We start from the raw sequence: 12,830 nt of genomic DNA on the forward strand, positions 1-12,830 counted from the left end.
AGCAAGCAAGCACAAACTAACAAGAATATGGGAAAAGACTTAAAAGGTAAAGTAGTAGTACTGGTAGGTGCTTCCAGCGGCATAGGCCGTGCAGCTGCACTGGAATTTGCCCGTAACGGAGCAAAACTGGTTCTGGCCGCACGCAGGGAAAACCTGTTGGCAGAACTGGCAGTAGCGTGTGAGAACCTGAACACAACAGCTACTTATATCAAAACAGACGTTACAAACCCGGAAGAGGTGCAGCAGCTGGCGCATGCAGCAATGGAGTTCGGGGGAAAGATAGATGTCTGGATCAATAATGCAGGAATAGGAGCGGTAGGTGAATTTGCTGAAACTCCCATTGCGGCACACGACCATGTCATTAAAACGAACTTGATGGGCCATATCCACGGAGCGCATGCTGTGCTGCCTTACTTCAAACAACAAGGCTATGGCATTCTCATCAATACCATATCGGTAGGAGCCTGGGTGCCGGAGCCTTATACTGTAGCGTATGCAGCCAGCAAGTTTGGTCTGCGAGGCTTTTCAGGCGCATTGCGCGGTGAACTTTTAAACTGGCCTGACATTCAAATCTGTGATGTGTTTCCTGCCTTTATAGATACACCTGGTTTTCAGCATGCTGCCAATTACATCGGCAAAAAGATAAAACCTATACCGCCGGTATACGAGGCAGACCGGGTGGCAAAGGCAATGGTGGAACTGGCCTATCACCCGAAGGAAAGAGTGACGGTGGGTGGCTCCGGTTATTTGCTAAGAGGCTCCTACACATTGTTTCCGGGCTTAACCCGTCGTATATTAGCAGGAATCATGGAGAATTACTTTTCCAGGGCAAAACCAGCTCCTGTTGCAGATAATGGTTTGTTCGAACCAACTGACATTGGTTCGGGTATAAGTGGTGGCTGGCTTAGTCCGGAAGATAAACAGAGGACAACCGTGCTGACAGGTGTGGCACTTCTGGCAGGAGCTGCCGCAGGTTTATACCTGGCCATGCGGAAGTCCTGAAGGCAACGTTAGTAAATGAATGAAAGAATTACAGGATATTGTCCGGGCATTTGAGGAGGCCCGGAATGAGCATAAGCAAACAGCCCTTGCTACCGTGGTGCATGTACAGGGTTCTTCTTACAGAAGGCCGGGCGCACGCATGCTGGTAACCGAAGACGGTAAACTAACAGGTGCCATTAGTGGAGGCTGCCTGGAAGGCGATGCGCTACGCAAGGCCAGGCTGGTAATGATGCAGCAGAAAGCCATGCTGGTAACTTACGATACCACCGATGAAGATGATGCCAAACTAGGGGTTGGCTTAGGCTGCAACGGCATCATCCATATCCTGATCGAACCAATTAATGTGGCCTCTGCTGCCCATCCCATTGCATTGCTGAAAGCGTTTCTGGCAAACCGGCAAACGGCTGTATTAGTCACGCTTTTTTCGCTCGAGAACCGCACAGCTTACCAGCCCGGTACCTGCATGTTTATACCTGAAGCGGGAGAAACAATGGGAATTTGCGAAGATGAAGCTTTACAGGAAACTATATTGGCCGATGCACAGCAGGTACTGGAGACCAGAACCTCCATTGTGAAGACCTATATCACTGCCGGGGCAGCTTTAACGGGTTTCGTAGAGCTGCTGAAGCCGGCTATATCGCTGGTTATAATTGGTGCCGGAAACGATGCTATTCCTTTAACAGCCATGTCCGCACTTCTGGGGTGGCAAACGAGTGTAGTAGACGGAAGAGCTAATTATGCAATGGCAGAAAGGTTTCCTCTGGCGCAGCGGGTATTGGTTTCGAAGCCGGAACAGGTTCTGCAACAGCTGGAGATAGATCATCAAACGGTATTTGTACTGATGACGCACAACTATAACTACGATCTGGCGATGCTGCGTCAGTTGCTGCCGCTGCCGCTGCCTTACATCGGATCGTTAGGACCAAAAAAGAAGCTGGAGCGCATGCTCGACGAGCTTCGGGAAGAAGGCTTCACCATTACCGAAGAAGTGCTAAGCCATGTATACGGACCTACCGGGTTGGAAATAGGAGCAGAGACATCCGAAGAAATAGCCTTATCCATTGTCTCAGAAATAAAAGCGGTGCTTTCCGCTAAGAGCGGAGCTTCCCTGCGCGACAAATTAGGAACGATACATCCGCGCGAAACCGCTGTAATAGAACGGGTAGATGTAGAAAAAGAGCGGGGGTGTTTTTTGTGACAGGGCTTGTTTTACTGGCTGCCGGTGCTTCTACACGCTTAGGAGAGCCCAAGCAGCAACTGCTTTACCAGGGGAAAACACTGTTGCAACATGCGGTAGAGGTGGCACTGCAGGCTGGCTGTGCGCCTGTCGTGGTGGTGTTGGGCGCAAGAGCCGCATCTATACTTCCTGAGGTGGAAAAGGAGCCTGTATCCGTTGTGCAGAATCCAGGCTGGGAAGAGGGCATGGCTTCTTCTATCCGCAGTGGACTGACGTATCTGCTCCGCATCGAACCAGAAACTACAGGCTGTATTTTTATGGTATGCGATCAGCCTTATGTGGATGCGGCACTGCTGAACAGGCTGGTGCAGGCAAGCGCAGGAAACACGAACCGCATAGTTGCATCGGCTTATAAAGATACTGCAGGTACGCCCGTGTTGTTTGGGAAATCATTTTTCACAGAATTACTTGCCCTGAAAGGACAGGAGGGAGCCAGGAAAATTTTGTTTCGCCATCAGGAGGCCGTAACAACAGTTGCCTTCCCCCTCGGGGCAATAGATATAGATACTGCAGAAGACTATAAGGCATTGCTGCAATCCAGGTAAATTGTCAGGTCTCCTTTTCCGGTTACTGTTAGTTAAAATTTCTATAATTTTCTTACCTTGTGGTTAAAACAAATTTAATCATTAGGAATGGCTACTTATACGCTGCAAATCAACGGCCGGAGTTATCAGGCCGATGTAGAACCAGACACCCCGCTTTTGTGGGTGCTGCGCGACTCCCTGGGCCTGGTAGGCACTAAATATGGCTGTGGCATTGCGCAATGCGGTGCCTGTACCGTGCACATGAACGGTAATGCCATGCGCTCCTGCGTACTTCCTGTTTCTGCTGTTGGCAATAATAAGATCACGACCATAGAAGGGTTATCTGAAAAAGGCGATCACCCGGTGCAGCTGGCCTGGGATGAGGTGGATGTGGCGCAGTGCGGCTACTGCCAGGCAGGCCAGATCATGACAGCTACTGCGTTGCTGAATAAGAACAAGAAGCCGACCACTGAAGAAATTGAAAATGCTATGAACGGCAATATCTGTCGCTGCGGTACCTACCACCGCATCCGGGAAGCTGTTGCCTTAGCCGCCACTAAAATGAAATAGCCATGTCGAGCATTACATCAAGCAGAAGAAATTTTATGAAGCTGTCCGCAGTGGCGGGTGGCGGGCTTTTCCTTGGCTTCAGCTGGGCGGGCTCAGCCGCATCAGCCATGGGAATAGTAGACGAGGCCGCCATGGCTTCTGGTGCGATTGATTTCAACAGTTTTCTTTCGATCAGTCCAAATGGGGTAATTACTATCTTTTCTCCAAACCCGGAGCTGGGGCAGAATATAAAAACTTCTTTCCCCATGATCGTGGCCGAGGAACTGGATGCCGATTGGTCTAAAGTAAAAGTGATACAGGCCCCGCTCGACACAACTAAATTTGAGCGGCAGGTAACAGGAGGTAGCGGTGCTGTTCCTCATTCCTGGGAACGCCTTCGCAAAGCGGGCGCAACAGCCCGGCAGATGCTAATAGAGGCCGGTGCCAAAAAAATGAACGTACAGGCTAATACACTTACTGCTGAAAACGGTATAGTGGTGCACAAGGCGAGTGGCCGCAAAATGAGCTTCGGCGAATTGGCTACAGAGGCATCTAAAATTCCTGTACCGAAGGATGTAAAACTAAAAGATCCAAAAGATTTCAAACTTATAGGTACGGCAGTACGGAATGTCGACAATAAGGAAATGATCACAGGCAAACCACTTTACGGATTAGACCTCTATAAAGAAGGAATGTTGTTTGCCCAGATACAGAGGCCTGCTGCCTTTGGTATGAAAGTAAAATCGGTTGATGCCGCAGCTGCCAAAGCCATGCCTGGTATAGTCGATGTGGTTACTTTTAAGAACAATGTGGCCGTAGTGGGAAAATCGACCTGGCAGGTAAGCAAAGCCAGAAAGGTGCTGAAAGTGGAGTATGAAAAAGAGCAGGCGCTGGAAAGCTCTGCTGACCACGACCGCATCTTCAAAGCGTTACTCGACAGTCCTGATGCGACTGTACGCCGGAAGGACGGTGATGTAGAGGCTGCTTTTAAAACTGCCGCAAAGGTAATTAAAAGCGAATATCAGTGTCCTTTTCTGTCGCACAGCCCGATGGAGCCGATGAACTTCTTTGCACACGTAAGACCGGATGGGGTAGAACTGGCAGGACCTACACAAACGCCGGAGATGGCGCGTGGCATGGTTGCGAAAATGCTGAACATAGAGCCGGAGAAAATTACACTGGAGCTTACCCGATTAGGTGGAGGCTTTGGCCGGAGATTAAGTGCCGATTATGTAATGGAAGCGGCAGAGCTGTCCAGCATCATCAAGGCTCCGGTTAAGGTTATCTGGACAAGAGAAGACGACATGACGGGTGGTACTTACCGTCCGGCAGTGCGTTATCGCTTCGAGGCTGCTTTAGATGCCAAGGGCAACATGATCGGTTATAAACTGCGGGGGGCAGGTATAAATGCAGGAAATCCTACCAGAGAAGGCAATTTTCCCTCCGGCTCGGTAGAAAACCTGCTAATTGATTCTGTAGAGCATAAATCCGCTATTACAACAGGGCCATGGCGCGCGCCTATTACAAACTTCCTGGCTTTTGCCGAGCAATCATTCCTGGATGAGGTGGCACAGGCCGCCGGTAAAGACCCGGTGCAGTTCCGCCTGGAGCTGCTCGATAAAGCGAAGAAGTCGCCTGTCGGGCAGATTCAGTATGATATAGACCGTATGCGTGGTGTAATTGAACTGGCCGCAGAAAAATCAAACTGGGGCAAAAAGAAAGATGTGGCGCAAGGCTTTAGCGTTTACTTCTCGCACAGGTCGTATGTGGCCCAGGTGGCTGAGGTGAAGCTAAAAGATGCGAAACCAGTTGTAGAAAAAGTACACGTAGCAGCCGACTGTGGTATTGTGGTGAACCTGAGCGGGGCTTATCAGCAGGTGCGCGGCGGTGTAGTGGATGGTTTAGGGCATGCCATGTATAGCAACCTGACCTTTAAAGACGGAGCTCCCGAGCAGAAGAATTTCAATAATTACCGCCTGATTCGTATGAAAGAAGTGCCAGAGATAGACGTGCATTTCGTAAACAATGGCATTGATCCGACTGGTCTGGGAGAACCTGCTTTGCCACCAACAGGCGGCGCAGTAGCCAATGCAATCTTTAAGGCAACCGGAAAACGTCTGCGTAACCAGCCGTTCATCAGCCAGGAAGAGTTAAAGACCGTTTAAACCTATACTAGCAAAGCATACTGTTCAGGAATTGAGTTTGTTGAGCAGTATGCTTTTTCTTTTCTCAGGAACCTGCTGGATAAATGAACAACAGCAGTAGAAAAACTGTATTACCTATAAATCAGCATTGAAACACGATATTACGTACTGATACCTGCATCTAAACAATAACTCATGCTCCTGGATAAACACGGAAGAACTATAAACTACTTAAGGCTGGCCATAACGGACAAGTGCAACCTGCGCTGCTTTTACTGCATGCCCGAAGAGGGTATAGACTGGCTTTCGAAGAAAGAACTGATGAGCTACGAGGAAATGCTGCAGGCGTGTGGGGTACTGGTAAAAATGGGCATCGAAAAGATTCGGATTACAGGCGGTGAGCCTTTTGTCCGGAAAGATTTCATGCCTTTCCTGAATGAGCTGTCGAAACTTCAGGGGCTGCGGCAACTAACCATTACAACCAATGGCGTACTAACGGCGCCTTATGTGCCTGAGCTGAAGCGGCTGGGGGTGCAGTCAGTTAACCTAAGCCTAGATACGCTAGACCGGAACCGGTTTCTGGAGATTACACGGCGAGATTATCTGCCTCAGGTGCTGGAGACACTGGAGCAACTGCTGCATCATGGCATAGACGTAAAACTGAATGCCGTGGTGATGGACGGCCGGAATACCCAGGACATTCTGCCGCTGGCGGAGCTAACGAAAGAGCTGCCCGTAAGCGTACGTTTTATAGAGGAAATGCCATTTAACGGTGGTGATAACCATTACACGAAGCTTGCCTGGGACCACGTGCAGATCCTGCATTCCATCAAAGAAAAGTATTCTGAAATCACAAAACTGCCTGATCCGCCTTATTCAACTTCTTTTAACTACAAGATTCCCGGACACAAAGGCAAAATAGGCATTATAGCTGCTTATACCCGTTCTTTTTGCGGCACCTGCAACCGCATCCGGCTTACACCGCAGGGCGAGCTAAAAACCTGCCTCTACGGTAAAGGCGTCATGAATCTGAAAGATCTGATGCGTGCCGGCTATACCGATAGCCGGCTGGGAGCAGCTGTCAGGGAAGCTGTCAGCAATAAAGAAAAGAACGGTTGGGAAGCAGAAAAAAACAGCATGGGCCTGCCAATCCTGAATGCCTCCATGGCAACAATCGGCGGGTAGTGTAGGGTTAGAAAGTTAAAGAATTGAATAGTTTTAACACTTCTAATACTTCTAACATACCTGGCCGACTTACCATTGATTTTTTACAATCTATTATCTAACATCTATCGTCTAATATCTCACACCTAATTTGACACTGCACTCCATGATTTCTGTTGAAGAAGCTGATGCGATTATTCAGGCGGAAGTAAAAGATTACGGTAAAGAAGTAGTTCCTTTTGATAAAGCATCGGGCCGGGTTCTGGCCGAAGATGTAAGAGCAGACCGTGATCTGCCTCCTTACAACCGTGTAGCGATGGATGGCATTGCTTTTAAATTTGCAGCTTTCGGTGAAGGAACCCGCCGGTTTCGTATAAAAGCCACCCAGGCAGCAGGAGAAAGGCCGGTTGCTATAGACGCTGCAGACGAGTGCGTAGAAATCATGACGGGTGCGGCTCTTCCGGCTTCGGTAGATACAGTGGTTCGGTACGAAGACCTGCTGATTGAAAATGGCGTAGCTACCATACAGGTAGAAGAGGTAAGAGAAGGGCAGAACGTTCATTTTCAGGGCAAAGACAGGAAACAGCACGACATCGTGGCGCAGGCAAACCAGGTTGTTACGCCAGCCTTGATTAGTCTGGCGGCCGCGGTGGGAGCTACCGAACTACAGGTAAAAAAACTGCCCAAAGTGGTTGTAATCTCTACAGGAGACGAACTGGTACAGGTGCATGAAACGCCACTGCCATTTCAGATCAGAGGCTCTAACAGCTATGCTATACAGGCTGCGCTGCAGAAATATAACCTGCAGCCTGATTTGCTGCACATTCCCGACGATCCGGAGAAAACATGCATTCACCTGTCGCGCTGCCTGCAGGAGTATGATGTTCTGATCTTAAGTGGTGGAATATCCATGGGGAAATACGACTATGTGCCGCAGGTGCTGGAGGAACTGGCCGTAAAAAAGCTGTTTCACAAGGTAAAGCAAAGGCCCGGTAAACCTTTCTGGTTTGGCAGGCACCCTGCTGGAGCGCTGGTATTTGCCTTGCCCGGAAACCCGGTTTCTACCTTTATGTGTTTTCACAGGTATGTGCAGCCCTGGCTGGAAGCATCGTTGGGGCTGAAGAAACAGCAGGCTGTATTTGCTGTTCTGCATACGGATATGACTTTTAGCCCGCCGCTGCAGTACTTTATGCAGGTAAAATTAGAGGTAAATGAAGCCGGACAGTGGCTGGCAACACCGCTGGAAGGGAACGGCTCCGGCGACTTGGCCAACCTGGTAGAAAACAATGCTTTTTTAGAATTGCCTTCACACAAAAGTGTGTTTAAGCAAGGGGAAGTATACCGTGCCTGGCCGTATTAATCTTGATAAAAGCAGAGAAACACATGAGCGATTTTACGCATTTGAATGATGAAGGGCAGGCTGCCATGGTAGATGTGGGAGCAAAGCAGGTAACGCACCGTACGGCTACAGCCCGGAGTATAGTGGTATTGCCGCCTGAAGTACTGGAAAAGCTGACAGGAGATGATATTCAGACTAAAAAAGGATCTGTTTTTCAGACGGCTATTATTGCCGGCATTATGGCAGCAAAAAAGACAGGCGAACTGATCCCGCTTTGCCACCCGATCGGGATGGATAACTGCCAGGTTACAATACAGCTGAATGAGCAGCAGGAGCTAGTGATTGACTGTACAGCCAGTATTACGGCTAAAACAGGCATCGAAATGGAGGCATTGGTGGGGGCATCGGTGGCTGCACTTACGGTGTACGACATGTGCAAAGCCCTGAGCCACGACATCGTGATCAAAGACACAAGACTAATGGCAAAAACAGGAGGGAAGCGCGATTTTAGAAGAGAATAGCCTCAGCTTTACACGTCTTTAAATTACGCTTCCCTCACAGTGGATCATTATTTCCGGGCTGCCTTTACCTGTGCCGGTGTAACAGCCGCCTTGGCTTTATTGCCCCAGTTGTTTTGCACATAGTTCAGCACATCGGCTACTTCCTGATCTGATAAATGCGCCTGCGGAGGCATTTCCATACTATAGGTTTCGCCGTTTACCTGTATGTCGCCGCTTAAGCCATGCAAAACTATATGAACGGCCCGCTTCTGGTCTTTCATCAGGAAATCAGATTTAGCCAGTGGCGGAAAAGCTCCCGGTATGCCTTCTCCTTCCGGCATGTGGCAGCTTTGGCAGTTGGCACTATACACTTCTTCGCCTCTCTTTATAGAGGCTTTTAAGGCATCCGTTTGCGTTGTTGTATAGAGATAACCTGTTGTTAAGCAGGCGGCAAGTATAATTCCTTTTAGCATGGTTCTTCTGGTTTAGCTACAAATATACGCAGAAATGCCTTTTTATTTTGGATGCAGCTAAACGTTAAAATCATATCAGTTTTTTAGGGGTGATAGGCAGTTCCCGTATGCGTTTGCCTGTGGCATTATAAACGGCATTGGCAATGGCGGCTGTAAAACCGATCAACGGAATTTCACCCAGTCCTTTTGCTCCCATAGGATCAATAACAGGATCGGGTTTATCAATGAAGACAACATCAATGGGAGGTATGTCGGCCATTACCGGTACGTGGTACTTGTCCAGGTCGTTGTTCAGGTGCCTGCCGAAGCGATGGTCTATGATTCCTTCTTCCATTAAAGCAATGCCAATGCCCCAGACAATGGAACCGTATACTTGGTTCTGAGCCGTTTTATGGTTCATGATTTTGCCGGCATCCACTACCGAAACAACCCGTCTTACCCTTACTTCTCCGGTAGCCGCATGCACTTGTACTTCAACAAAATTGGCGCAGAAAGATTTCCCGGAATATTTATCCGCTTCCTGGCCTCCTTCTGAACTTACCGATACCTCCACCTCCGGTAGGTTCTGCCGCTTCAGAATTTCTGCATAAGGTACACTGGCCGATGCTCCTGCCAGTTCCTGCAGCTTTTGCTTTAATTTAGTACAGACATCATATACAGCCGATCCGACCGAAGCGGTGGTATGTGAGCCAAACTGCCCCGGCGCATGCGGAAAGTCAGAGTTGCCCCACTCGAACTTTACCTGGCTGGCTTCGACATCCATTACATCCGCGGCAATCTGTGTGAAGATGGTAGCCGAACCAGGACCCGTGTCTGCCACGGCACTACGTACCAGAATAGTGCCGTCAGCTAACAGCTTAGCCCTTGCATCAGCCTTATCCCGTTCCGATTTATAAATACCCGAAGCCATGCCCATGCCAGTAAGCCATTCCCCTGATCGCATACTTCCGGGAGTTGCAGGGCGTTTGCTCCACCCGAAGCGCGCAGCACCTATCTCGTAACACTCCTGCAGGTGCTTGCTTGACCACGGCTTGTTGTTGGCAGGATCCTTATCGGCATAGTTTTTCTGGCGAAGTGCCAGCGGGTCCATGTTCAGGGCATAAGCCAGTTCATCTATGGCAGATTCGAGTGCAAAAGAGCCACTTGTTTCGCCTGGGCCACGGGTCCAGCAAGGCGTACTCATGTCGAGTTCTACCAAGCGGTAGTTGGTATCTAAATTCGGGCAACTGTACATCGATTTTGTTGGGTCGACCAGCCTTTCTGTAAATTGCTCGTAGCGGGAGGTTGCGCCATAGGCTTGATGGCTTATTCCAACCAGAGTGCCGTTGGCGGTGGCACCTATACCTACTTTCTGCACAGAGCGGGGTCGGTAGCCAACCATGTTAAACACCTGATCACGCTTCAGCATGACCTGTACTGGCCTGCCTGTCACTTTTGCTCCTAAAATAGCCGCCATTTCCTGTGGCCACACACGGGAAGAGCTGCCGAAAGCACCACCTACGAACGGTGAAATGGCATGTACTTCTTCCTCTCTCAGATCAAAGGCTTTGGCTATCTCTTTCTGAGAAATCTTAGTGGCCTGTGTCTTGTTATAAACCGTTACTTTCCCATCTTCCCAGACAGCCGTAGTGGAGTGGGTTTCCATGGGGTTATGCACCTGTATGGGCGTATGATATGTTTGCTCTATCTTTACCGCAGCTGTTTTATAAGCCTCTGCTTTCCCTCTTTTGTAATCGTTTTCCCGGGCTGGTTTAATGCCTTGTTCCAGGTTGGTTTTTATATCGGTTTGGTGCGGCTGCTTGTCGTATTGCACCCTCACCAGCGAGGCCGCATAGTTGGCTCTTTCAAATGTATCGGCTACGGCCAGTGCAATAGGTTGGTAGTTGTGGTAAATTTTGTCATCGTAGAACAAGCGAAACTCCTGGCCATACACCCGCGATCCCTCATTGTTTACACTGGCTTCGAAACCAGGTACTTTAGGTGAGTTCTGATGGGTGATAACGGCGAGTACGCCAGGTGCTCTTTCGGCTGCTGTGGTATCTATACTGCGGATGCGGCCACTGGCTATGGTACTGGTGACCACCACGCCGTAAGCCATATCGGGCAGGTTGTATTCGGCTGAATAGCGGGCGGCACCTGTCACCTTTAGCCTTGCTTCCACACGGTCGAGTGGGTCGCCCATTACTACTTTCCTGTTAGGTATATTTTTCATGGTAGCGTTAAGTCTGAGCAAATTCTTAAGAGATTCCGGCAGCAGTTTTCAGAGCCTGCACAAGCGATCTGGGAGCCAGCTCAAGTTTATAGGCATTGTGTTCGAAGGCTTTGGCACCACGCATGGCAATTTCAGCTGCCTGCTGAAAAGTTTGCTGGGAGGCTGGTTTTCCGACAAGGGCTTTTTCTGCTTCGAACAGGCGCCAGGGCTTATGGGCAACACCACCCATTGCCAAGCGTGCATCCCGGATGTTGTTTCCGCTGATATCCAGGGCAGCAGCTACCGAAACCAGTGCAAAGGCATAGGACGCTCTTTCCCGTACTTTCAGGTAATGGGCATGCTTGGCAAAAGGGGATTCGGGTATGTCTACTGCTATTATTAATTCGTCTTTCTGAAGATTGGTGTCCTGTTCGGGTGTGTTGCCGGGCAGGCGGTGGAAATCGACAAAAGGAATCTGGCGTTCGCGCTTCGGCCCTGCTACCACTACGGTGGCATCGAGGGCAGCCAGGGCAACGGCCATATCGCTCGGATGTACTGCAATGCAGTTATCGCTAAACCCGAAGATGGCATGCATGTCATGTATGCCTTCCAGGGCGCCACAGCCTGTACCTGGTTCCCGTTTGTTGCAGGGCAAAGCCGTGTCGTAGAAATAGTAACAGCGGGTGCGTTGCATTATATTGCCCCCAACAGTAGCCATGTTACGTAACTGAGCCGATGCACCTGCTAACAGAGCCTGCGAGAGCAGCGGGAACTTTTCCAGGACCAGCTTGTCTTCTGCTACCGCCTTGTTCGAGACCAATGCCCCGATTCTGATTCCGTTTCCTTTCTTCTCAATTTTCTTGTAGGGCAAGAGGTTTACATCCACCAGTTTTTCGGGGGCCATCACGCCATGCTTCATCAGGTCGATCAGGTTGGTGCCTCCTGCTATAAAACGGGCCTTAGGATCTTTCGTCAGGGCTTCTATGGCAGCTTTAGCCCTGGATGGTCGTATGTACTGAAAAGGATTCATAAGGATGCGCCGCTGTTTTTAACTTCCTCTATTGCTTTGATGATGTTGGGATAAGCCCCGCAGCGGCAGATGTTGCCGCTCATGTACTCTCTTATTTCTGCTTCTGAGCCGGCATGCCCCTCCTGTATACAGGCTATGGCCGACATAATCTGTCCAGGTGTGCAGTAGCCGCATTGCAAACCATCATGTTTAATAAAAGCGGCCTGCATGGGGTGTAGGTTTTCGCCGTTTGCCAGTCCTTCGATCGTGGTGATTTCTTTGCCTTCCAGCATCACGGCAAAGGTGAGGCAGGAGTTAATTCTTTCCCCGTTTACATGCACGGTGCAGGCACCGCATTGACCGTAATCGCAGCCCTTCTTAGTGCCGGTTAAATCCAGCTGTTGGCGCAGCAGGTCGAGTAAAGTAACCCGTGGCTCTACCGACAGCTTATGCTCGGTACCATTTATTTTTAGCGTAACAGGCACTTTTTCAAACTTCTCGGCCACTTTTTCATCAAATTGTGCTTCGGCTGCTTCCACTACAGCAGGTGGAGCGAGAGCCAGCGCTGTTAGAAGCGAAGACTGTTTTAAGAAACTTCTGCGGGAGTCGTTGTGCTGCTCTGTTTTCTTGCCAAAAGGTGGCTGTTGTTGGTTCTGGTCTGCCATAGGATCTTTTAATTGATACATGTGGTGCATACA

At 49.6% G+C, this 12,830-nt stretch carries 12 protein-coding genes; 8 read left to right on the plus strand and 4 right to left on the minus strand.

Going from position 1 to position 12,830, the window contains the following annotated elements; genetic code table 11:
- The first annotated feature begins 27 nt into the window (after window positions 1–27).
- From C1N53_RS03050 to moaC, 8 genes are all read left to right on the plus strand, one after another.
- The gene (locus tag C1N53_RS03050; protein WP_137757926.1) at window positions 28–1,002 is read left to right on the plus strand and encodes an SDR family oxidoreductase; all 975 of its coding nucleotides are present in this window, start codon (window positions 28–30) and stop codon (window positions 1,000–1,002) included.
- A gap of 19 nt (window positions 1,003–1,021) precedes the next feature.
- Entirely contained in the window at window positions 1,022–2,200 is a 1,179-nt protein-coding gene (locus C1N53_RS03055; protein WP_137757927.1) for an XdhC family protein, read from the plus strand.
- Entirely contained in the window at window positions 2,197–2,784 is a 588-nt protein-coding gene (locus tag C1N53_RS03060) for an NTP transferase domain-containing protein (protein ID WP_137757928.1), read from the plus strand. The genes C1N53_RS03055 and C1N53_RS03060 overlap by 4 nt, the downstream gene beginning before the upstream one ends.
- Before the next feature lie 87 nt (window positions 2,785–2,871).
- Window positions 2,872–3,333, plus strand: a complete 462-nt coding sequence (locus C1N53_RS03065) for a (2Fe-2S)-binding protein (RefSeq protein WP_137757929.1) — start codon at window positions 2,872–2,874, stop codon at window positions 3,331–3,333.
- Window positions 3,334–3,335: 2 nt separating this feature from the next.
- On the plus strand, window positions 3,336–5,477 hold the full coding sequence (locus C1N53_RS03070; RefSeq protein ID WP_137757930.1) for a xanthine dehydrogenase family protein molybdopterin-binding subunit: 2,142 nt from the start codon (window positions 3,336–3,338) through the stop codon (window positions 5,475–5,477).
- A 174-nt stretch (window positions 5,478–5,651) separates the two neighbouring features.
- A complete protein-coding gene (gene moaA, locus C1N53_RS03075; RefSeq protein WP_137757931.1) occupies window positions 5,652–6,641 on the plus strand; it encodes a GTP 3',8-cyclase MoaA in 990 nt (329 codons plus the stop codon).
- 145 nt (window positions 6,642–6,786) lie between these two features.
- The gene (locus C1N53_RS03080; protein ID WP_137757932.1) at window positions 6,787–7,980 is read left to right on the plus strand and encodes a molybdopterin molybdotransferase MoeA; all 1,194 of its coding nucleotides are present in this window, start codon (window positions 6,787–6,789) and stop codon (window positions 7,978–7,980) included.
- 23 nt (window positions 7,981–8,003) lie between these two features.
- On the plus strand, window positions 8,004–8,480 hold the full coding sequence (gene moaC / locus C1N53_RS03085) for a cyclic pyranopterin monophosphate synthase MoaC (RefSeq protein WP_137757933.1): 477 nt from the start codon (window positions 8,004–8,006) through the stop codon (window positions 8,478–8,480).
- A gap of 47 nt (window positions 8,481–8,527) precedes the next feature.
- On the opposite strand, the gene C1N53_RS03090 is transcribed toward moaC, so the two are convergent.
- From C1N53_RS03090 to C1N53_RS03105, 4 genes are all read right to left on the minus strand, one after another.
- Window positions 8,528–8,932, minus strand: a complete 405-nt coding sequence (locus C1N53_RS03090; RefSeq protein ID WP_137757934.1) for a cytochrome c — start codon at window positions 8,930–8,932, stop codon at window positions 8,528–8,530.
- Window positions 8,933–9,002: 70 nt separating this feature from the next.
- On the minus strand, window positions 9,003–11,144 hold the full coding sequence (locus C1N53_RS03095) for a xanthine dehydrogenase family protein molybdopterin-binding subunit (RefSeq protein ID WP_137757935.1): 2,142 nt from the start codon (window positions 11,142–11,144) through the stop codon (window positions 9,003–9,005).
- 25 nt (window positions 11,145–11,169) lie between these two features.
- Entirely contained in the window at window positions 11,170–12,153 is a 984-nt protein-coding gene (locus C1N53_RS03100) for a xanthine dehydrogenase family protein subunit M (protein ID WP_137757936.1), read from the minus strand.
- Window positions 12,150–12,818, minus strand: coding sequence for a 2Fe-2S iron-sulfur cluster-binding protein (locus C1N53_RS03105; RefSeq protein ID WP_371415949.1), 669 nt, complete (start codon window positions 12,816–12,818; stop codon window positions 12,150–12,152). The genes C1N53_RS03100 and C1N53_RS03105 overlap by 4 nt, the downstream gene beginning before the upstream one ends.
- Window positions 12,819–12,830: the final 12 nt, after the last annotated feature.

Source organism: Pontibacter sp. SGAir0037, assembly GCF_005491705.1.
Lineage (GTDB): Bacteria > Bacteroidota > Bacteroidia > Cytophagales > Hymenobacteraceae > Pontibacter.